The organism is Legionella shakespearei DSM 23087 (assembly GCF_000373765.1).
In the GTDB taxonomy this organism is placed as follows: domain Bacteria; phylum Pseudomonadota; class Gammaproteobacteria; order Legionellales; family Legionellaceae; genus Legionella; species Legionella shakespearei.
The window spans coordinates 51071-73708 of record NZ_KB892435.1; the positions used below are offsets into that span (position 1 = coordinate 51071).

Below are 22638 nucleotides of genomic sequence, written 5' to 3' on the forward strand. Positions count from 1 at the left end.
CGAAGTACCTATTATTGGAGACTGTTAATGTCTAAGTCGGTCAAGCTGGTTTTGCTTTATGGTGGCAAATCCGGAGAGCATGAAGTGTCACTGGTTTCAGCCGCATCCGTTCTGGCTCATCTGGACGCTGAAAAATACACTATTATTCCTGTAGCTATGGATAAAAGCGGTCAGTTCCATGTGCATCAATACAATGACTTGCTGTCTTGCAAAGACAAACTTCCAGTCGTGACGGAGCTATCAAAACCACTAGATAGTCTGTTAAGCAACGGACGTCTGGCCATAGATGCGGACGTGGTTTTTCCTGTAGTGCATGGACCATTGTATGAAGACGGCTGTTTGCAGGGATTACTTGAGTTAGCCGGTGTCGCTTATGTAGGTTGTGATGTGCTTTCTTCTGCTATTGGTATGGATAAAGACATGGCGAGAAGAATAGCCTGCATCAATGGCTTAAAATCAGCACAGTATAAAGTTTTGTCCTGGCACAGCAATGCTGCTGAACGTCAACATTTTTGCAATGAAGTGGCTGCCGAATTGGGTTGGCCTCTGTTTGTGAAGCCCTGTTCTCTGGGTTCCAGTGTGGGAATTCATAAGGCTAATAATCTGGCCGAACTCAGTGCGGCTGTTGATGATGCCTTGCGTTATGATGAAGAGATTCTGGTGGAACAATTTATTCAGGGGCGGGAAATTGAATTGGCTGTTTTGGAAAACAAAACACCTTATTCTACACCGCGCGTGAGCCGTATCGGTGAAATTCGCGTCAATCATCCAGATGGTTTTTATTCCTATACAGCCAAGTATCTGGAAAGCAATCAAACTGATTTAATCATTCCTGCAGTTTTATCCGCGAAACTTGAAGAGCGTTTGACCCAGGCCGCAGCAGATATTTTTACCCGCTTGAAGTGTAAAGGGCTGGCGCGCGTGGATTTCTTTGTTAATGATAAAACGGATGAAATCTATTTTAATGAAATTAATACCTTGCCTGGATTTACCTCTATCAGCATGTATCCCAAATTATGGCAGGCAGCAGGTATTGCTTATCCTGATTTACTCGATGAATTGATTCAGCTTGCTATGACTCATCATCATTGCCGTCAACATTTAGTGACGAATTATCTGTGAAAGAACATACTAAAAAAAAGAATGTTGATTCCAACAGCTTCGGTTATGCGGGGCTGTTGTTGTTACTGATTGCCAGTGCTGTACTGTTGGCTGGCCGTCTGGCTTATCTTTACCTCGCTGATTCTGAACGATTTCCTATAACGACCATTAAAGTTGCCGCGAGTTATGAGCATGTAACCCATAAGGAACTGGAAACCGTCCTGGCAAAATATATGGACGCCAGTTTCTTTTCACTTTCAGTCAGTACACTGCAAGACGAATTAAATAACATTAACTGGATAGATACAGCTTTTGTTGAACGCGTCTGGCCTGATACTTTAAAAATTAAACTTGTAGAGAAGAAACCGGTTGCCATTTGGGGTGATGCCCTGATGACGGAAGATGGAAAATTATTTAACGAGGGCTCAGTTCCAGTCGATTTGTCCATTCCCAAGCTAAACGGTCCACTATCACAACAACTAGACGTCTTACAAGTTTATGAAAAATTGAGTAAGATATTATCATCGTATGGTTTAAATGCTTCCGGATTGAACTTAAGAGACAATCAGGCCTGGGTCTTAACCCTGGGTAATGGCGTAAAAATATACTTGGGCAAAAAAGAGTTAGAAGCGCGATTACTGCGTTTTTGTAAAGCATATCCTGCAGTGTTTGCTGAGAAAGCAGAGCAGTTGGCGAGCGTGGACTTGCGTTATCCTCGCGGAATGGCAGTGCAGTGGAAACAACAAACGGGACGATAATGGCTAAAAAAATAGAAAAAAATATTATCACTGGATTGGATATTGGAACTTCCAAAATTATCGCTTTAATTGGTGAAGTGACCTCCGATGGGGCAATTGAAATCATTGGAATTGGTCGCCATCCATCCCGTGGATTGAAGCGTGGCGTGGTGGTGGATATTGAAGCCACTGTGAATTCAATACAACGCGCAGTCCAGGAAGCGGAACTCATGGCAGGCTGTGAAGTAAGAACAGTCTATGCTGGAATTGCCGGCAGCCATATACGCAGCCTGAACTCTCATGGCATCGTGGCCATTCGTGATAAAGAAGTTTCTCAGGCTGATGTGGAGCGTGTTATTGATGCGGCCAAGGCGGTTGCCATACCCGCAGATCAAAAAATACTTCATATATTGCCACAAGAATTCATTATTGATCATCAAGACAGTATACGTGAACCTGTAGGCATGGCTGGAGTCAGGCTGGAATCCAGAGTACATATCGTCACAGGCTCAGTCAGTTCCGCGCAAAATATTGTCAAATGTGTGCGCCGTTGTGGTTTGGAAGTGAATGACATCATTTTAGAGCAATTGGCTTCAAGCCATGCAGTTCTTACCGAAGATGAAAAAGACCTGGGCGTGTGCCTGATTGATATCGGTGGGGGTACTACTGATATTGCTGTATTTTGTGAAGGGGCAATTCAACATACCGCAGTAATCCCTATTGCAGGAGATCAGGTCACCAATGACATTGCCATGGCATTACGTACACCAACCAAAGCGGCTGAATCGATTAAATTAACCCATGCCTGTGCATTACCAGAATTAGCCAATCCTAATCAAATGCTGGAAGTTGCCAGTGTTAATGATCGCCCTGGTCGAAAAATTTCCGCTAAAGCATTGGCCGATGTAGCTTCTGCACGGTATGAAGAATTATTTTCTCTGGTGCGTAATGAATTACGCCGTAGTGGTTTTGAAGACAGAATGGCCGCAGGCATAGTCCTGACTGGTGGCGCATCCAACATACGTGGTGCAATTGAATTGGCAGAACTTTGCTTTGAAATGCCAGTAAGAAAAGGTTGCGCTCATTATGTATCCGGTTTAGCTGAAGCAACGGAAAATCCTTCTTTTGCCACAGGCGTTGGTTTGCTTCTGCATGGTTACCAACAGCAATATGAAGGCGGATACAACGCACCAACATTGAGTGACAATGCCAAAGGCATGTGGTCACGAATGAAAGAATGGTTTCAAGGTAATTTTTAATCAGGGGTTGCATCATAATGCAACAAACTAAAGCATTAAGCAAAAAAAAGCAGCGCAAAGGGGAGCAGGTTTATGTTTGAATTAATGGAAAACAGCCAACAAAGTAATAACGCTGTGATCAAGGTAGTTGGTGTTGGCGGTGGCGGCGGTAATGCCGTTGAGCATATGGTTGCTGAAAATATAGATGGTGTTGAATTTATTTGCGCCAATACAGATGCGCAAGCCTTAAAAGCATCCAATGCAAAAATTCATATTCAACTGGGCGACGAGCTCACTAAAGGTTTGGGCGCTGGCGCAAATCCACAGATTGGCCGTGAAGCAGCAGAAGAAGACAGAGATCACATCAGAGAAATTCTCAGTGGCGCTGATATGGTGTTCATCACTGCAGGAATGGGTGGTGGCACTGGAACAGGTGCTGCTCCAGTATTTGCTGAAATTGCCAAAGAACTGGGAATTTTAACTGTTGCGGTGGTTACCAAGCCTTTTTCATTTGAAGGCAAGCAACGCGCTCTGGCTGCTGAAGATGGTATTCGCCGTTTAGCCGAACATGTTGATTCGTTAATTACTATTCCTAATAACAAATTATTAAGCGTGTTAGGCAAAAACATCAGTTTACTTAATGCCTTTAAAGCCGCGAATAACGTGTTGCTTGGTGCGGTAAAAGGTATCTCTGATCTGATTACCCGTCCTGGCCTTATTAACGTTGACTTTGCTGACGTACGTACTGTGATGTCAGAAATGGGTATGGCGATGATGGGAACTGGCAGTGCGACAGGTGAACAAAGAGCCCGTCAGGCTGCTGAGGCTGCTATTGCTTCTCCGCTACTGGAAGATGTGAACTTCTCTGGCGCTCGTGGAATACTGGTTAATATTACTGCCGGTCTTGATATGTCCATTGGCGAATTTGAAGAAGTTGGCGATGTAGTGAAAGAATTCATATCTGATGATGCAACTGTAGTTGTCGGAACAGTAATTGATCCTGAAATGACTGAAGAAATGCGTGTCACAGTAATTGTTACTGGTTTAGGGGATATGAGACAACGTCATCAACAACCCCAGCAACATTCTAACAGAGCGCGTCTGGTTGAATCGACTCGCAGTGATGGTTCCTTAGACTACCACCAGTTAGACAGACCTGCGCTTATTCGTAAACAAGCACAAACAACGACTGCAAGTGCTGCCCCAACAGCTACGAAACAAGCGGGTAATGAACATGTTCCTGATGTAGATTATCTGGATATTCCTGCGTTCCTACGCCGCCAGGAAGAAGTCCAGTAAGAAGAGGCATATTTGGTGCAGGTTGCACGGATCTGGCACGGGGAAAAATGCTCACACATATTTGCTGCGTTGTTTCCCTGAACTGACGTTAAGCCAAGAAAACCGAGCCGCGACCGTAAGGGAGCGGAGCTTTTCGGATAAGTGAAGAAATAATAATTGTAATCTGAGTATTGTGCTACCTCCAACTGTTCCGCTTCCTGACGGTCGCGGCTCGGATTGGAACGCGATACTCCTTAACTTGCATGACAGATAACTACAGTATTGACCTGCATGTATGGCTGGTTTATTGCTGAATATTAAAAAAATAGACTAATCAATAAATTATTGATAAAATCTATAGATTTTGCGCGCAAAATAAATATCAAAAATGAAGGTGAGCACTGAATGATGAAACAAAGAACTCCTAAAAAGGTAATCCAGGCCACTGGCGTTGGATTGCATTCCGGTGAGAAAGTGCTTTTAACCTTGCGCCCAGCCCCTGTTAATACAGGCATAGTGTTCAGACGTGTTGATCTGTCTCCAGTAGTCGAAATTCCAGCATCTTATGAGTATGTTGGTGATACCATGTTATGCACTACCTTGCATCATGGCAATGTCAAAATTGCTACTGTAGAGCATTTGTTATCCGCTCTGGCAGGCCTGGGCATTGATAACGCGTACATTGATGTTAATGCGCCCGAATTACCTATTATGGACGGCAGCGCTGCCCCATTTGTATTTTTAATTCAATCGGCAGGAATAAGAGAACAGAGTGCTGCCAAGAAATACATCAAAATTCTTAAGCCAATTCGTGTAGAAGATAACGGAAAATACGTCCAGTTTCTTCCTCATAATGGGTATAAAGTATCATTTACCATTGATTTTGATCATCCGGTGTTTAACGATAAACCACAAACTGTATGTTTTGACTTTTCTGCAACTTCTTATGTTAAAGAAGTCTGCAGGGCGAGAACTTTTGGTTTTCTCTCCGATTATGAAAAATTACGTGAATGTGATTTAGCCAAAGGCGGTAGTCTGGATAATGCTATAGTTGTTGATGATTATCGAGTGCTAAATGATGATGGTTTACGTTTTGAATCAGAATTTGTCACTCACAAAGTTCTTGATGCAATAGGTGATTTATACTTGTTAGGTTCAAGCCTTATCGGTGCATTTGAAGGTTATAAATCAGGCCATGAGCTGAATAATCGATTGTTGCGTGAATTAATGGTAAGACAGGATGCCTGGGAATACACTTATTTTGATGCAGAAGATTATTTACCAGTAATGCATACCAGCTTTGAACCAGTCGAAGCCTGATTCTCCATTGAATCGCGTCAAATCCATTCACTTTAGGTCTTATTAATCGAAAAGGCACGCTACGTTGCTTTTTCGATGTTGCATTTAAGCATCAAATAAATTCCACTCATTATATGCATAGGAGTTGCAATGAATATTAAATTAAAGCTGATTACTCTTTCTTTGCTCTGTTGTTCCAGTGGCTTTAGCGCCAGTTCTGAGAACGTGGTGAACGATAAAGCAAATGATGCCTTACATCTTGACTGGATTGATACAAAAGTGTCTCCTGCACAAGATTTCTATACCTACGCTAATGGCAATTGGCAAAAGAATAATCCTATTCCACCTGAATATGCTTCATGGGGAAGTTTTCATATTGTGAATGAAAAAGTACAGAAAATTATTCATCAAATGCTTATCCAGGCTTCAGAAGACACTAAGGCAAAACCCGGAAGTATTGAACAGAAAGTAGGGGATTTCTATTACAGTGGTATGGATGAAAAAAGCATTGACCAATTAGGTATTACTCCCTTAAAGCCAGAGTTCGCGCGTATTGATGCAGTCAAAACTTTGCCAGACTTACAAAAAGAGATAATCCATTTACATGAAATTGGTGTTGATGCCATTTTCGGTTTTGGCAGCATGCAGGATTTTAAAGACAGTACGTCCATGATTGGAGCCTTGATGCAAAGCGGTCTTGGACTGCCTGACCGTGATTATTATTTAAAAGACGATGCTAAATTCAAACAAATTCGCGAAGCTTATGTAAAGCATATAGCAAAAATGTTTGAGTTACTGGGAGATGCTCCGGATAAAGCAGCAAGTCAAGCAAAAACGGTAATGGATATAGAAACCAAACTGGCTACAGCCTCTATGTCGCAAGTTGCGCAACGCGATCCTCATGCCATTTATCATATGATGGCTGTGAATACACTGGATTCAACTTACCCCAATTTTGCCTGGACTCAATATCTGGCAGCCAGAGGGCAGGGGGATATTAAAAACATCAATATGGCAATGCCAGAATTCTTCACAGCAACGAATCAGATGTTATCTGATGTCAGTATCGATGATTGGAAGGTTTATTTACGCTGGCATTTAATCGATTCTTACGCAGCCTTTTTATCCAAACCCTTTGTCGATCAGAATTTTAAAATGGCGACCGTGCTGACCGGCGCTGAAAAATTATTGCCTAGATGGAAGCGTGTAGTGAACACTGAGAATGCTGCCCTCGGCTTTGCCATTGGTAAAATGTATGTCGATAAATATTTTTCTGCCAGTTCCAAAGAAAAAGTGTTGGAGATAATGAAGAATATACGCACTGTGTTACAAGAGGATATGAAAACTCTGACCTGGATGACACCAGAAACGCAAACTGCCGCTTTGAAGAAACTGGATCTTATGGAAGAGCGCATTGGTTATCCATCAAAATGGTGGGATTATTCCAGTTTGAAAGTGGATAGAGGCCCTTATGTGTTGAACGTGATCAGAGCTAATGAGTTCCTGATTAAGCGTGATCTTAATAAAATTGGCAAACCCATAGATCGTAGTGAATGGGGTATGACACCACAGACCATTAATGCTTATTATGATCCATCAATGAATAACCTGAACATGCCAGCGGGCATATTACAAGCTCCATTTTTTGATCCGGATGCTCCGGCTGCCGTAAATTATGGTGCCGTGGGCTTTGTTATGGGTCATGAAATGACCCATGGTTTTGACGATCAGGGAGCGCAATTTGATGGTCAGGGCAATTTAAAAAACTGGTGGACGCCTAGCGATTTGTCTCAATTTAACAAGGCCACCCAGTGTATTTCTGATCAATATTCCAATTACGTTGTGGATGGTGATTTACATGTTCAGGGTAAATTGGTGGTAGGGGAAGCTACAGCTGATTTAGGCGGTATTACTTTGGCGTACAGGGCATTCCACCGTTCAAACGATTACAAAACTGCCAAGACTATAGATGGCATGACTCCTGATCAGCAATTCTTTTTAGGCACGGCTCATGTTTGGGCAATGAATGTCAGACCGCAGCAGTTACGCAATCAGGTAACTACTGATCCTCACCCACCGGCACAATATCGGGTGAATGGAAGTCTGGCCAATATGCCTCAATTCCAAGCAGCCTTTAACATACCGGACAACAGTCCTATGGTGAAACAAAATCGTTGTGTGATTTGGTAATACCATGCATGTTACCTCATAACCGATCCACGTCGTCCTGAGCGCGTCTTTTTGCGCGAAGGATCTCCTTACATTGGCACCATGCCGCTTTCAGGAGATCCTTCGCGCAAAAAGACGCGCTCAGGACGACGTGGATCGGTGAATGGTAAGAAGATGTGTATAAGAGGCCGATGCAAATAGATCGGGCTACAAAAACTCATTTAATTACAGAAAATAATTCAAACCAATTGAATTTATTATGATCAATAGGGTAGACTACACATCAATATTCATCATAAAAGGTAATTATCATGACTAAAGAAGAAATGATTTGTCGTATTGTTGGTTATATCACAAAGAAACCAAGTGCCAAGAAATCCTGTTGTCGCTAATGATTCCTGAACTTGTAACCTTATTGCAGTATCAAAACACAGCAGTAATTGATTATTTTTGCCACCATCATCCAGAATATTCTCCGGAACAGGCTCAAGTCATCTTTACAGACTTGCTAGCCTGGATGTGGCTTAACAAACAAAGGCAGAAATTCAATAAAAATACTTACTTGTTTGGCCCCTTACTGATCCTCGATGAGATGTGGCACTGCTTTATTTTGCACAGCAGAGACTACTTTGATTTTTCATTGCAGTATTTTGGCGCCTACTTCCATCACGAAATTGAGCCAGTTGGCTTTGAGCATGTTCTTGAAGAAGAGGAATTAAGTGATTTTCTTGAAGATTGTTTTGCTTATCTGCACCCGGATTGGGTAGAACGCCGTTTTGCACCTGCATTAACGCTTGAACCCTAACAAAGATCCGTTAAAATGACGCATTTGTAATGAGCAGAGTAACCCTATGCTACACATAGCACTGTATCAGCCAGAGATTCCTCCCAATACCGGAAATATTATCCGATTATGCGCCAATAGCGGCGCTCAGTTGCATTTAATTCATCCTTTGGGTTTTGCCCCTGATGACAAAAAAATGCGCCGTGCCGGTCTGGATTATCACGAATGGGCTTCAGTAAAACATTATGATGATTGGGAAGCCTTTGCTCAACAAAATGCAGGGCGCAGAATTTTTTGTTGCACGACCAAAAGCCAGCAATCATACAGTGATGTAACCTATCAACCCGAAGACATTTTATTGTTTGGACCCGAAACACGCGGGCTTCCCGATGACATCTGGAAAAACAACCTTTCCATCCGCATTCCGATGAGGGAAAACAGCCGCAGCCTGAATTTATCCAATGCTGTCGCAATTATTCTCTTTGAAGCCTGGCGCCAACTTAAGTTTGTGTAATTGACAAGATACACTGGGCACAGGTATCCCCATGTCGTGAACGTTTGCGTGCCCGATATCAAATTCGAAGTTGAACTGACAACAATGATCATGTTAGTTCAACTAATAAGTGATATATGGTGTTTGAAGTCCAATGGTACGAAAACGTACGCTAAGGATCAGGCATAGCTAAAAATGATGAATGAAATTCAATGGGAAGGTGGCCACTGTTGTGCCGCATGCAATACGCGAAGTATTTGAACAGAAAAAGCGTCTTCTTGGTACACGATGATATAATTTGCCCACACGACCAATTCCCTGGTTCCTTCTATTCGACCAGGACGACCCATTTTAGGGAAATCTAGTAGTTTTGCGACTTTCACCTCAATATCATCCTTTACGCGCTGGGCTGCATCTGGGTTGTCATCTGAAATATAGTCTACAATCGCTAAAAGATCGGCACGAGCTAAAGCTAACCATTCCAATTCAGGCACGGCGACGCTTACGGTCAATTAATGTTTGTGCATCATCCATTACTTGTTTATGAGATACAGTGGGTCGCGTGTCAGCCAGAGCCTCTTTCACCTTGTCACGGAACCAAGCATCATGTACTTTCGGATCAGCAGTTAATCCAACTGGCAAGCCGCCTTCTTTGGTTATGCGAGTCAGCAAAATACGAACGGCATCAGATACAGTCAAACCGAAACTTGCAAGATTTTTCGCTGCATTAGTTTTTAGCTCGTCGTCTACGCGAACATGCAACATTGAAGTATGAGCCATGATTTCTCCGATTACTATTCACACTTAAATTATATGTCTCAATTGAGATACATTCAAGTTATTGTATCTAATTTTAATATTTTGTATGTGGGTCAATAGGGTCAGGCCTTGCTTTTTGCTAATGGAACGCAAAAGGCAAGGTCTGATCCTGGTAAGTTCTCATAAGCCTGGCTATCATTGGGCGCTTTATTTGTGTTATTAATTTGCTCATCATGGACATTTATTGTATGAAAATATATAATGACACTTTTTGTGAATGAGAAAAGCATGTTGATTCAGTGGAGAAGATTATTATATGGAGGAGCCCTGTTAGCTTGTTATTATAAAACCGATTACAGTCTATATCCTGACCAAAGCCAATTCTCTGACAGGGAACCAGCTTCAAATAGGTTGCAAAACATAATAAATACGAAAGCAGCAACCATGGGCATTCGACATCCCATTAAGGTCTACACAAAACAAGAGCGAGATGCTTTCGTTGAGGGGGTCAATACAGCTGGAAGCTGGAACAGCATGAGTATGACTTTAGGGGGTGACAGACAAAGCGACCCCTTTTGCGCCGCTCATGAGTTAGGGCATTTAAAAGAAAACCATCCTTTATGGAAGAATTTAGCTCTTTTATCGATTATCCATCTCCTCCCATTTATTCCGGGCTATTTTGCCTTGAGTTTATTGAGTGCACACATTATCCTTTTAGAACGTTTTCTTGAAAAGCGAGCAGACTTAACTGCTGCAGCCAATGTCTCCGTTAGTGAAATATATGCATTCATGCGCGAGCGAAAAGAATATCAGCAGCAGAGACTGTTACTAACAAGATTGCCTGGTTGTTCTTTCTTTGATCGATTAAATATTTCCAGCACTGGTGATAAATGGCTTGATTTCGGTACACTGATTCCGATAGATAATCATCCGTCTGATACCAGAAGGATGGCGTACTTAAGTCAATATATCGATGACAATAATTTGCAAGAACCGACCATTCAGGTATTCATAGACTACCAAATACAGGATATGGATTTATCTCATCGAATCCGGGAAATGATTAAAGCTCATCCAAAGTCAACCACATTTCGCACCATCAGGGAGATCCACGTTAATCCGGAAAAAGACGATGCTAATGTAACATTTTATTTTTTTGGTAGTGCTAATCCTGCGGTTTTTGACTTTGATCCAGAGGCTTTAGAAAAACCGGATTTACTGCCTCAGGTGGTTGAAACAATTATGAGTTCTGATGTCGGTTTTAGTTGTATCATTGATGCAGAGGATGCTGAACCACAGGACTTGAATAACGATAAAACAAAACAAAATCTTGGCTTTTCTCAAGACAGCCAATTGCACATCATGTGTGTTGAGGCGAACGAGCCTAAAGAAGGTATGAGAAAGTTTTTGATTAGGGAGAAGCGACCGCTTCGCTTGATTAACACTAATAATGAGTTTAAATTCACGTGAGTTCGGAATTCGCGGCACTCATACACAACGAATTCATTTTTAGGGAATATTATCCATTATCCTGCACTCAAATTAATAATAGAAGGTACAACAAGTGAAATTATTTAAACAAAAATCCTACAATTTAATGAATCAATTTACCAATAGTACCATTGGTGAATTAACTACATCAGCTGTCGCCGTCCTTACAACAGTCAATATGATGATGGGTACTTTAGCGTTTACCGCCGGCTCATGTTTCATCGTCCTCTCCCCAGTAGCTCCCATCGGTTTACCCCCGGGACTTTTTCTAATCAATGCGGGTGCCATTATGGTTACTGGGAGTAATCTGGTGATCCTGATCGATGAAGAGTTAAGAAAAAAATTTGATAGAGACTATGACGGGCGGATGCTCTTTATTGAGTTTTGTGAAGAAACTGCAGATGATCTGTTGAATCTTCGCCCATAAAAAAATTTTATTCTTTGGGCTTACTGTTCATTAAGTTGTCGTGAAAATGTTTCGTAGCCTGGTCTGCTTGCAGCCGGGAATGGAGACTTGGTCAGAACTTTTGTTGTGTAACGAGCGTCAGTTCCCGGCTGCAAGCAGACCGGGCTACGAATAGAGTTACCTTAAGTAAGTGCCATTCGGGCCTTGGTAAGTTCCCCTTAGTTACTCTTGTTCCTTTTAGGTTTTACATAATTATAATAGCTTATTGATACGTTAATACTACCTAATTGTAGCGGCTCGCTTTCATAATCACACGGACCCGCTTTCATCCGCAAAACTGGGACCACATTAATTGCGTCTATCCAAAATTTTGGATCCACATTAAATGATTCTATGATTTTCTCGGCCCACATTATTTGCACACGGCCCCACAATAATGATTTTATCCGGATCGGTAAATCCACCAGAAAAACCCTGGTTTTCTAGCCGAGAAACCTTATATCAATATTTAAAATTTCGGGTCTGGAGCATTGCTTAAGGCTAATAGGTTCAGGTTTTTTGTCCCCAAAACACATGCGATTGAGATATAGCCTATTCTTGAATTAAGATAGGTGAGATTGAGTCATATGTAGGTTGAAAAATGCAAAATCATTCAGATATTATCAACTGGGCAGTCGGCTGTTTGAAATCTAAAGGTTATTCCTTGGTCGGACAGCCTGAATTTCCAGAATAGTGTGGCCTATATATTCAGCGTGTGTTAATTATCATTTTATGCATTGTGTGGATCTCCAGGCTTTAAATTCTTGGTATGCCAATAAACCTAATCGATTAGCCGGCATTTTTAGGCAATACATTGATGCAATGCATTATTCCAGGTTCATATGATAATAAAGCATTGACTAATGGAATGAGTGTCCCTAAACGCCAAGACAATAAAGTATTAATACGTATATTATTTAATCAATTTGACCGCTAGAATATTTATAGCAGACAAAATAGGTTGGAGTAAGTTGATGAAAGAATTAAAGCGTATATTTGTAGTAGGGCATCCCGCAGCAGGCAAAGCTTATTTTTCAAAACATTTGGCGGAGCGCCTTGGTTATAAATTCGTTGATGCAGATATGGGGCTGGAGCATAGAATAGGACTGACAATTAGCGAGATACTGGGCCAGGCTGGGCTTAAGCAGTATGAGCATACGCAAGAGGTAATATTTGACTCATTATCAAAACAATCGGGAATTGTAGTTGGACTTGATTGTCATGTTGGAAATACACTAAAGATACAGGAATATCTAAAGAACGCTTGTGTTGTATTTATTAAAACAACTCTTGAGACACAAATCAGACGAGGTGGCAGTCAGCATGTTCCACTTACAAATGTGCATAATATTGAAGATGTACTCAAGACTCTCCATGATGAGCGCAATGAATATTATAATCAAATCAGCGACATTGTCTTATCAACTGATGATGGAAATGTTGATAATCATATCGATATAGTCATGGCTTTTCTGAAGCAGAATGGATTCACCTTGGTTGATCCGGGAGAACTGGCTGATAGAGAACTAGTGTACTTCAAGTACAACACTGATATTCCGGTTCGTATTTCAGAGCAGCAAGCAATTAGTCTTAAGCATTTATCTAAAGGAAAAACTGCAAAAGAAATAGCTCGCGAGATGAATATATCTTATAGGACTGTTGAGGTCTATATCGCTCAGCTAAAAGAGAAGCTTGAATGTGATTCAAGTAAAGATCTGATTAGTATTTACTTATTCAAGCATTAATTCATAACTGGTGGCACTCCCCCATCTTTTTACTCAGCAGGAGGTGGTGTCCCCAATTCCATAGTTAAATTATCCAGTAATAATTGGTGTTAAAAAAGAAAGTTGATCTTTTGAAAAGCAAGCCAAAACAACCTCATCACATGGTTTCTTACTTAGGCAATCTAAGCGATAATTTTTTAAAATCGCTTCTTGAATAAACCCACATCGTTTGGCAACAGAAATACTTTTTTTATTATCTAATTGAGTGCAGATTTGTACGCGAACAGCATTAAACGTATCAAAAGCATATTGTGTAATACCGTTAATTACTTAACTTGAGAGGACAGGGCAGCGGAGTAAAGAAATTCCCCGTTTTATTTACATATAAGTAGGTTCTTAAAGGTTCTTATTTTATTTAATAACTTTTAAGAACTTTGCTATTGTTGTCTATCTTAGACATAGATATAATACTTCTTAAATTCATTAATAACTGTTAAGAAGAATATGGCTCAAACCGATTGGCACTATCCTCGTCCTCTATTAGCTGAGAAATATCTTAGTTTATTTGATATAGGATTAACTTCTGCACGTGGATTATTTGCCAGGCGAAGAATGGGCAAAACGGAATTTTTAAAAAAGGATTTTATTCCTGTAGCTGAAAATGCTGGCTATTTGGTTGTATACACTAATCTTTGGGAGTTAAAGATAGATCCCGCTACAGCATTAGTATCAGAGTTTTATAAAATAATTGAACCCAAGGGATTTGCCAAAATTTGGTCCAATTTGAATACCCCAATCAATATTAAAAAGCTGAAAGCCTCTGGTAAAATACCAGGAATAGGAGAGGGAATGGTAGAAGCAGATCTGCCTGATCCCAAAAAATTGACAGGGACATTGTTAATGGAGGCGATGAGTTCCTACGATCGCAAAAAGCCTAAAATGGTGTTGATTATAGATGAAGCTCAAGTGCTTGCCTACGAAGAAAACTCTCATTTTGCTCACGCATTAAGAGCTGCTTTAGATGTAAGAAAAGACAATATTAAAGTTATATTTGCGGGAAGCTCTGAAACTACGCTAAGACGAATGTTTGGGGTTGCGTCTGAGCCATTCTATAATTGGGCTCCACTGGAACCATTTGAATTGTTAGGTAAAGATTTTGTTGTAGCTATGGTGGATCGAGTAAATAAAATCTCAAAATTCCCCTTAACTTTAGATGATGCAATTGATGCTTTTGAAAATCTTAAAAGCACTCCTGAATTTTTCAGAAGATATATTGAATATTACTTAAGTAACCCCGAAGAGGGCAGTAAAACTGCGTTAGAATATACACAAAATAAAGTATTTAGTGACAAGAATTTTAAAAGACAATGGGAAGGGTTATTACCCGCGGATAAAGTCATCTTATCTATGATTGCTAATGGGTTTAAAGACTTACATGGGCAGATAGCGATGAAAAAAATAGGAGACACTCTTGGCATTGAGAATAGTGTGAATAAGAATACTACCCAAAATGCATTGAGACGGCTGTCTAATAAGAATCTAATTACGAAAGTTGAATATGGTATATATCAATTTGAAGATGAAACATTCGCTGATTGGGTTATGCATTTAGATGGCGACAGTTGAATAACATGCCAATGTACGTCAGGAATAAAAAATTTTATTCTTTGGACTCACTGTTCATTAAGTTGTCGTGAAAATGTTTTGTAGCCCGGTCTGCTTGCAGCCGGGAATAGAGACTTGGTCAGAACTTTGGTTGTGTAACGAGCGTCAGTTCCCGGCTGCAAGCAGACCGGGCTACGAATAGAGTTACCTTAAGTAAGTGCCATTCGGGCCTTGGTAAGTTCCCCTTAGTTACTCTTGTTCCTTTTAGGTTTTACATAATTATAATAGCTTATTGATACGTTAATACTACCTAATCAATCTATGAGATCACTCGCTTTGAGCGGGCAGTAAATTCCTCTGGTTTTGCAAACCAGACGCCTTTCACTTTATTTTTTTCAAAGGCTAGTTTAAATTCTTCTGAGACTAATATATTACCTAAGTACTCTTTGTCTCTTGCTAATTTATGATGACTCATTGCCGGCTTTTGTTTGGGTGTTTTCGACAGCGACCTCGTGTCGCACAGCAAGGCCTAACCCTATATATTTTAATAAATAAACAGATAAATTTAATTCAACATGAATACAATATAATCTATTTGATTTATATTTAATTTCGATCTATAACTAGATAGAGCGATTACTTAGTACCTTCACCAGGATGTAATTGCAGGAGTGGCTTCAGTAGTAATATTTCAAGTACTAAATTAATAGGTCAGAAAGACTTATTAATTAAGACTAACTTTGTATTAAGTTGAGGAGGTATTATGTTTCGTTATCTAAGTGTTCTTGTCTTAAGCGCATTCCTTGCCAGCGGATCTGTTATGGCCGCACAAGATGCGGCAAAAACTCAAGCGTGTGGTAAAATTCTCGAAGAATGCTGGGTGAAGGCCGTACAGATTAATTGCTATCCTAGTCCTTTGCGACCCAATGTTTGTAAAAAATTTAAGAAACAGAATTGTTCAACGAACCCTAGCTACTATAAAGATATTTCTAATTTTGGTAAATTGGGGGTTGATATAGTTATCAAATGTGCAGGTTCATGATGGCTTCGTGGTTTGACACTCTGTGTTTTCATAATGCAAGGGACGTGCTCCAAAAAAATGTATATTTTAAACTGGAGTGTGTTCCTTTTCGTTTAGTAAGGTCAGGCCTGAATGGTACTTACTTAAGGTTTTTAATTCTATTCGTAGCCCGGTCTGCTTGCAGCCGGGAACTGACGATCGTTACACAACCTAAGTTCTAACTAAGCCTCCATTTCCGGCTGCAAGCAGACCCGCTACAAAAACATCTTAAGTAAGTCCCCCTAGGTTCTTTTATTTGGACAGTATTCGGGTTTTTCCCATAAATAAATCTCATAGGAGTGGATACTCAATTTTTTTGGCTCAATTAATAATCCATATTTATATTTCTTTTGCCAGCAATCAAATCATCGGCAATCTCATTCAACCTTTTGAAACATATACTAAACTCTGGTCCATCCTCCATTTTATTCAAAATTAGTAATATTCTTAAAAATTCCACATCTTGATCAGGAGATCCTTCGATGTAAACTTCATGAGCCCAAGCCGCTATTTTTCTAATATCCTCCTGAAAACTAACCCTTTCTTTTAATTCTTTGCCAAATCTAGCCCTTGTATACATTATTTAAATCCTCTCTTTTCCGTGCCAGTAGGTGGGTAATGCTGAGCACGTAGATTTTGTCCATCAATCGTTTTAGGATGAACTCTATTCACATTACCTTGATGATCATAAGATTCGGCCCAAGTGCGTACTTGTCCTGTTTTAGTATTGTGTTCAGTTACGTAGGCATTTCCTCTTGTAGGTCCAGGTGTTCTCGAGGGACGTTCTATATCATAATAGCGAATTCTTCCATCAGCAAGATGTTCAGTCTTAACAGCAGTGAGTTGAGCGCTTTGTAGAATTCTTAGTTTATGATTCATGGCTGCTTGAGCATTAACATTATTAAAGGCACTTCCACCAATACGGCTCCCTCCTAAAGGAGCATTTCCTTGCTTTGTATTAATTTTTGGTTGAACATTAACACCACCATAGATGAAAAATGAGTAGCGAGATCGACTCGCCTGTTCTGCTTGAGGCACTTCATGACGTACGCTGGCAGGTACCCAAAAGCATTGTCCTTTTAAATCGACTTCTTGTGCCTGAGTTCCTAGTTTAACCGTCACAAATCCAGCCTCTAAAGCTGCTTTTGGGGTTCTACAATCTTGCAAATAGCGCCGTGATCTGGCTACAGCGACGCGTTGCGCTGCAACCTGTCCTGATTCCTCCAAAGCGTGTTCAATATCTTTAATATTAGATTCAATGAACTGCATTCGAATGTCTTGCGCGATGTTTTTATGACCGTAGCGTCGACCATACTCAGTCGACTTTACCTTATCTCTTAAATCGTCAAATTGCTCAGTTACTTGTTGGCGGCAGGTTTCATACAGACGATGATATTTTTTATAACTTTCTGTATTTGGAGGTGATGTTGTATGGGAATCTGCAATGATATAATCAATTGCTTCGAGTTCTTCACGATTGGATTGGCGTATGCTGTTTAAATAACGCACTAACACTGTTATTTTACTCAGTTCCTTTAAGCGACCAAATTCGGGTAGATATTGCGCAAACTCATCATAATATTCGGTGAATTCATGCGCAAAAATAAATTCGGGCGAGTAACGATGTGATAACCCTGTTTGAGCGGCCATCTCTTTCGTAATTCTATAGAGTAAAGGCATTGATTCGGTTGTTGGTGGCACTTTTCCATCCACGTCTCGGGAATGAATGTACAATTCAATCAGGGTTTCACGGTAATCGATGGGGGTATGCTCACGGATCACCTTATTATTTTCCCAATACAGCAGTTGGACTTTATTGTAGATAAATATCATGGCATGGGTATTAATCTGACGTCTGCCTTCTTTCAGCTCTTCGAATTGCTCTGCTGTAAGAACATAAATTGGCCAGCCCTCATCTTCATTACCAACGTCTTTCAGTTCTCCATTAAGGTCTCGCTCCATACGGTGTTTCTTAACCACCATTTTCAAATTGCCCAGACGAATACGAGTAATGTCCTTGGGCTCAACCTGTCCGTCTGATAAAGATAAATTGATTTCTTCCGCTTCAATCCAGAATCGATGTAATGCACCACTATGTTGGCTTTGCTGATACGCTTCAATTATTTGGCGTAAGTATTTGGGGACATGCGAGAGCATGTTCGCCACCGGACGTTGGTCAAAAGGATACTGGCCGCATACTTCCTGATTTGTAGTCATAAATTTTAACATGTAATCAGTCAATAACATGGTGTTTAATAATTCACTTTCAGCAAGTGAGGAGGGGGCAAATCGCATGGCGTTAAAGGGATGGTACGGTTTGAGTGGGTCAACAGGGTCTAAGCTAAAAACAGCGCCACCGATATTCTTTTCCAAAAGTTCTTCTAAATCAAATTGGCTAAATACTTTTTCATATACAGGGCGTCCTTCAGTCCATGGCGTCATATAGAAGTCGATTTTACCCGTTTTATGATTAATTTCAGCACCATTGATGGTTCTGTATTGCGTGCTACGCCCTGTCTGATAGGGCAGCATACGTGTGGGTTTTATCCAACCCTCTGCATCTCTATCGACCATAATCCAGGGGGAGTTTAAACGTTCTTCTACATCAAGAAATGTCCAGCTATTCTCAAACAATAATTCATCCATTAAATCAATGCGAAATTGTTGTTCTAAATTCGAGTTATATTCTTCCTGATACCAGTTTTTTAAACAGGCTTCATACGCTTGATAAAGAATCTCAGTTGGGGCATGGTGTATGGCTTGAGGCGTTTCAGAGAGGTTTTTATTGTGTTGATAGATTTTAATTAGTGTGTGAAGGACTTGCCGCATTAAATGTAAACCCTTGCGCTCTTCTCTTAAAAACACAATATTTGACTGTGGCAATTCAAAAAATGGAAACATGTCCGCCAGGAGATGAGTTCGCTTTTTTAGAGATAAAATGACTTCATTCAATGTGTCGTCTTGATACTTAAATGATGCCAGGTAACGCAGTACGTGGGTGATAGCATACATTTCTATATCTGGAGTGTCATGCTGTGCAATACCTATGGCTGTTAAATACATTTTCAATGCAAGTTGCTCGTCAGCCATTTGCAGCGTAGGATTATCTTCCAACCGAGCCGCATTCTGGAATTTTAAGCCAATTTGTAAAAAATGGTTCATTAGAACGGCGCGGCTACTCTGATTCATCAAAAAGGATACCCAATCCAACGATTGAAACGCATCTTCTCTGTAAACCTCTGCGGTTTGTTTACACTGTGACATTCGTTGTGAGGTTTTTTCATATTGGTACAATGATTTTACATGGCGAATAAGTTGGGTGAGATTCTTGTTCGTTCCATTCATGCTTAAACGTTCTTTTAACGTCATCAAGAGGTCTTTTGCATCCTGCATACCATCGTAAGATTTTAATTCATCTAAATTGTGTTGTTCTTGCCAATAAAGATGTAATGCTTGTGCGTAAAGGGTGCGAAATAAGGGATCATAAAATAAAGGAAGGGTATGTGATAATGTCGCTGGATCAGTCGTTTTTGCAAAATTCGTTATTTTATTCACGGAATAAATCAATGTACTTATAGGGGCTTTTTGGCATGCAATCAGGGTGAGTTCGAAAAAGCCTTCATATAACTCCAGCTCAGCCCCAAGCTTCTTGTGCTGTTTGATTTTTTTTATCTCATCGGCTAAATAGGAGCTTAATTTGGTGAGTCGAGAACCGAAATAATCACCTGATAAAAATTCCATGAGTTGCTTAATGGCTAATCCGGGAGTTAAGGGGCGGGATTCTATAGTACTAACGGGTTGGTTTCCCTGCTCTGTTTTTTTACGGATCAACGCAAACACATCGTGGATCGTCTGAGCTGGCGAACCGTTTTCTGAGGGTGTAAAGGAATATTTCCCGGATTGAAATTCTGTAGCTTGCTTTTCCCAAAGAGTTAATGGGGTTTGCCTATAGCGTGCATTCAGAGATTCATGTTGCTTTCTGAACTGGTACGAATAAGGTAATGCATTGCCTGCTTTAATTCGCTCGTAAATAACGAGTTCACTCTCATCGTCTACATCTGCTTCCTGAAATAGACGCCACTTTTCATCATAATTTCGCCGTTCATTCGGGTCTGAAAGAGTTTGATACGCTTCGTTCAATAACCCCATCCGTTCCGAACTACCACCCCTGTCGGGGTGTTCGATTAATGATAGGGTTCGATATGCTTTTTTAATTTCTTGTGCTGAAGCATCGTGTGAGAGGCCCAATAACAGATACAAATTGTTCATTAATTTTACGTCCTTATTAGTTACAAGCTAAGGGATGAATTGCTAAGTTCCATACTTTTAGCACGCCAATATTCGGCTTTTTCCTCATTATGAAAAAATGATTTATACATTTGACTAAGTTCTAGTTTTTTGGCAGAACTCACTCTTTGAGCAAGGCGCTCCAGGGGGATTAATGCGTCTTCCTGGCCAAGCTGTGCCGCTTTTAAATAGGAATCAAATGCGGTATTTAAATCGCATGAGTCTGGATTAATTTGATGGCGTTGTCCTAAATCAACCGCCGCCACCTTATCCTTCAACTCCACTGCCTCTGAAAGGAATGTGAGAATTTCTTGAGTGCTGGAGGTTGGCTCATAGGCTTGGGCAACTTTCACGCATACGCTTTCTGTATTGGCTGCACTCATAAGCGTTGCTTGTTGCTCAGGGGATGGGCTTTCATCACGTGCGTTATTAGCCTTTTCTATAAAACGATGAGCCAGTTGCTTTTGTTTGTATTTAAACCAAGATTCTTCGATGTATTTAATAAAAGTGTCATCTGATGCGGCAATAAACCACCAGTTTTTCCTGGCACAATCAATCAGACTAATATCATTAAATAGACCACCATTAATAGAGCAATCCGCCTGCATTTCTTCTATAAAATACTGAACAACGTCAAGATGTCGGTAAGCTGTTGCGACCATCAGCGCGTTATAAACTGATGTAAAAATCGCAAAACTTCCTAAAATAGCATGACTTACTCGTGTATTTATCACGTCTGCGCTGACTGTATATTTTTTAATTTCAGACAGATTTCCTGCTTTGGCTAACTGGCATAACAAGTGGGCTGTAATTGGAGGCCTAGGTACATCGGGTGCTGCATTGGCATTGGCTGATTCGCTTTGTTTCATTGTTTCGGAAGGTTCTTCTGGCTCCGTAAGTGATGAATCTATTGTTTCATCAGTCAGATCGTTTTCTTGCAGGGGAGTAGATGAAAGCATTAAGTATTTGTGTATCGCTTCTTTATCTAAATGTGCTTTAAATGTCGTGTGATAAAATGAGTTGGTACTAAAAAGAGAGAACATACCGAGTTCATTGCTTGGTTCAAATGTTCCGTCATTAGATAAGTGGTAAAAATTCGAGTGATGGATTTTCTTTTCGCTAATTAATGAACCAAGAAAAACAAGTGCCGTCCATAAACAGCGAATATGCCGTGTTGTTTTTGCATCGATTCGTATGCGCCTCTGGGGGAAACACTCACGTCTTGAGAATCACTGTCGAACAACGTTCTTGTTATTTCATCTAAATTATTCACTTGAGCTATGTTTTTTATAGCGTATGCCATACAGTAATTAACCATTTTGGATGGCTCATCAGGCGTATCTAAACCTTGTTCATGCAAATTAAAGTCATAATTTTTATAATCCTTTCGGTACATGACGGGATTCTTGCGCCATAAGAGTCTTTGAGAGCGCTCTAAGGCGATTAAATAACCGAATTCATGCTTTTTTTCTTCATCAGTCAAGAGAGGAAATGTATTCGTTGGATTTTGAGCCAGTATTGCGCGCTTACTTTGTATTAAAGGATTAAGTTGCTCATTAATGCTAATAGGCTCTTTATTATGCTCTAAATAAAGCAATCCCCCATGATCTTCAATTGCTTGATACAATTGTTTTAGCTCATCAGGCGGTCTTTTTTCTATCCCATTATTGCTCAGAGAAAGCTCTTTCAATCAAGTTGCTATAAAAAAAATTGAGTGAATGCACATTATCGTGAAGTTGGCTGAATGCCTGGGCAATAATGTCTGTTTGAATAACACTAAAATCCGCGTACTCCGTGGAGCCAAATGATATTCCTTGTACTTCTTTGGGAGTATTTTTTAGTATTTGAGCAAAGTCATCACCTGAAAACATGCTCTTCTTATTTTTGAGAAAGTATTGTCTTAATTTTGAAAATGTAACAGAAAAAAAATCTGGGGATAAATGATGCATAATGTCTTCCATGTAGGGCTGGCTTAATTTGTGTAAATTTTCAAGTGAATCAATGACTTAAAAATAGCCTGAATATTTTATCATAATTCACAATGGATTGAAAATGATCTTGGATTATTTAAGCCTGGTCATGTATTACGTCAATGACAATTCTAAGAATGCTAATAAATAGTTCAAATATCTTGAAGTTATTTAGAAGGTAAAAACAGGTAAGTATCG

21 protein-coding genes are annotated in these 22638 nt (G+C 40.2%); 13 read left to right on the forward strand and 8 right to left on the reverse strand.

Going from position 1 to position 22638, the window contains the following annotated elements; translation table 11 throughout:
- Positions 1-27 precede the first annotated feature (27 nt).
- The 8 genes from B094_RS0114100 to trmL all read left to right on the forward strand — a co-directional run bounded on the left by B094_RS0114100 (position 28) and on the right by trmL (position 9120).
- Positions 28-1122 (forward strand): D-alanine--D-alanine ligase family protein, encoded by a 1095-nt coding sequence (locus B094_RS0114100; protein ID WP_018578466.1) that lies wholly within the window; start codon positions 28-30, stop codon positions 1120-1122.
- Positions 1119-1859 (forward strand): cell division protein FtsQ/DivIB, encoded by a 741-nt coding sequence (locus B094_RS0114105; RefSeq protein WP_018578467.1) that lies wholly within the window; start codon positions 1119-1121, stop codon positions 1857-1859. Before B094_RS0114100 ends, B094_RS0114105 begins: the two co-directional genes overlap by 4 nt.
- On the forward strand, positions 1859-3097 hold the full coding sequence (ftsA, locus tag B094_RS0114110) for a cell division protein FtsA (RefSeq protein ID WP_018578468.1): 1239 nt from the start codon (positions 1859-1861) through the stop codon (positions 3095-3097). Before B094_RS0114105 ends, ftsA begins: the two co-directional genes overlap by 1 nt.
- Before the next feature lie 72 nt (positions 3098-3169).
- Positions 3170-4375 carry a cell division protein FtsZ gene (ftsZ, locus tag B094_RS0114115; protein WP_018578469.1) on the forward strand — a complete coding sequence of 402 codons (1206 nt, stop codon included), beginning with the start codon at positions 3170-3172 and terminating at the stop codon, positions 4373-4375.
- Positions 4376-4759: 384 nt separating this feature from the next.
- Complete coding sequence (gene lpxC, locus B094_RS0114120; RefSeq protein WP_018578470.1) at positions 4760-5674, forward strand: UDP-3-O-acyl-N-acetylglucosamine deacetylase; 915 nt, start codon at positions 4760-4762, stop codon at positions 5672-5674.
- Between the two features lie 129 nt (positions 5675-5803).
- Entirely contained in the window at positions 5804-7843 is a 2040-nt protein-coding gene (locus tag B094_RS0114125) for a M13 family metallopeptidase (RefSeq protein ID WP_018578471.1), read from the forward strand.
- Positions 7844-8213: 370 nt separating this feature from the next.
- Positions 8214-8627, forward strand: a complete 414-nt coding sequence (locus B094_RS0114130) for a glycine-rich domain-containing protein (protein ID WP_018578472.1) — start codon at positions 8214-8216, stop codon at positions 8625-8627.
- 46 nt (positions 8628-8673) lie between these two features.
- Positions 8674-9120, forward strand: a complete 447-nt coding sequence (gene trmL / locus B094_RS0114135; protein ID WP_018578473.1) for a tRNA (uridine(34)/cytosine(34)/5-carboxymethylaminomethyluridine(34)-2'-O)-methyltransferase TrmL — start codon at positions 8674-8676, stop codon at positions 9118-9120.
- A gap of 188 nt (positions 9121-9308) precedes the next feature.
- Here trmL and B094_RS0114140 read toward each other — a convergent pair whose 3' ends face one another.
- Complete coding sequence (locus B094_RS0114140; protein ID WP_018578474.1) at positions 9309-9593, reverse strand: type II toxin-antitoxin system RelE/ParE family toxin; 285 nt, start codon at positions 9591-9593, stop codon at positions 9309-9311.
- A complete protein-coding gene (locus tag B094_RS0114145) occupies positions 9586-9879 on the reverse strand; it encodes a type II toxin-antitoxin system RelB/DinJ family antitoxin (RefSeq protein ID WP_018578475.1) in 294 nt (97 codons plus the stop codon). Before B094_RS0114145 ends, B094_RS0114140 begins: the two co-directional genes overlap by 8 nt.
- 240 nt (positions 9880-10119) lie before the next feature.
- Between B094_RS0114145 and B094_RS0114155 the strand changes: the two genes are divergently transcribed.
- From B094_RS0114155 to B094_RS0114180, 4 genes are all read left to right on the forward strand, one after another.
- Positions 10120-11328: a M48 family metalloprotease gene (locus tag B094_RS0114155; RefSeq protein ID WP_155823931.1), complete on the forward strand. Its 1209-nt coding sequence runs from the start codon at positions 10120-10122 to the stop codon at positions 11326-11328.
- 94 nt (positions 11329-11422) lie between these two features.
- Positions 11423-11776 (forward strand): hypothetical protein, encoded by a 354-nt coding sequence (locus B094_RS0114160; RefSeq protein WP_018578478.1) that lies wholly within the window; start codon positions 11423-11425, stop codon positions 11774-11776.
- Between the two features lie 992 nt (positions 11777-12768).
- Positions 12769-13539 carry a shikimate kinase gene (locus B094_RS0114175; RefSeq protein WP_018578481.1) on the forward strand — a complete coding sequence of 257 codons (771 nt, stop codon included), beginning with the start codon at positions 12769-12771 and terminating at the stop codon, positions 13537-13539.
- 483 nt (positions 13540-14022) lie between these two features.
- The gene (locus tag B094_RS0114180) at positions 14023-15144 is read left to right on the forward strand and encodes an ATP-binding protein (RefSeq protein ID WP_018578482.1); all 1122 of its coding nucleotides are present in this window, start codon (positions 14023-14025) and stop codon (positions 15142-15144) included.
- A 298-nt stretch (positions 15145-15442) separates the two neighbouring features.
- Here B094_RS0114180 and B094_RS17390 read toward each other — a convergent pair whose 3' ends face one another.
- The gene (locus tag B094_RS17390) at positions 15443-15598 is read right to left on the reverse strand and encodes a hypothetical protein (protein ID WP_155823934.1); all 156 of its coding nucleotides are present in this window, start codon (positions 15596-15598) and stop codon (positions 15443-15445) included.
- Positions 15599-15886: 288 nt separating this feature from the next.
- On the opposite strand from B094_RS17390, the gene B094_RS0114190 reads away from it, so the two are divergent.
- Positions 15887-16165 carry a hypothetical protein gene (locus B094_RS0114190; protein WP_018578484.1) on the forward strand — a complete coding sequence of 93 codons (279 nt, stop codon included), beginning with the start codon at positions 15887-15889 and terminating at the stop codon, positions 16163-16165.
- Positions 16166-16508: 343 nt separating this feature from the next.
- Here B094_RS0114190 and B094_RS0114195 read toward each other — a convergent pair whose 3' ends face one another.
- The 5 genes from B094_RS0114195 to B094_RS0114215 all read right to left on the reverse strand — a co-directional run bounded on the left by B094_RS0114195 (position 16509) and on the right by B094_RS0114215 (position 22419).
- Complete coding sequence (locus B094_RS0114195; RefSeq protein ID WP_018578485.1) at positions 16509-16763, reverse strand: hypothetical protein; 255 nt, start codon at positions 16761-16763, stop codon at positions 16509-16511.
- Positions 16763-20452, reverse strand: coding sequence for a J domain-containing protein (locus tag B094_RS0114200; protein ID WP_018578486.1), 3690 nt, complete (start codon positions 20450-20452; stop codon positions 16763-16765). Before B094_RS0114200 ends, B094_RS0114195 begins: the two co-directional genes overlap by 1 nt.
- 20 nt (positions 20453-20472) lie before the next feature.
- Positions 20473-21513, reverse strand: a complete 1041-nt coding sequence (locus B094_RS0114205; protein WP_018578487.1) for a hypothetical protein — start codon at positions 21511-21513, stop codon at positions 20473-20475.
- Between the two features lie 80 nt (positions 21514-21593).
- Complete coding sequence (locus B094_RS0114210; RefSeq protein WP_018578488.1) at positions 21594-22160, reverse strand: hypothetical protein; 567 nt, start codon at positions 22158-22160, stop codon at positions 21594-21596.
- Positions 22135-22419 carry a hypothetical protein gene (locus tag B094_RS0114215; protein ID WP_018578489.1) on the reverse strand — a complete coding sequence of 95 codons (285 nt, stop codon included), beginning with the start codon at positions 22417-22419 and terminating at the stop codon, positions 22135-22137. The genes B094_RS0114210 and B094_RS0114215 overlap by 26 nt, the downstream gene beginning before the upstream one ends.
- Between the last annotated feature and the right edge of the window lie 219 nt (positions 22420-22638).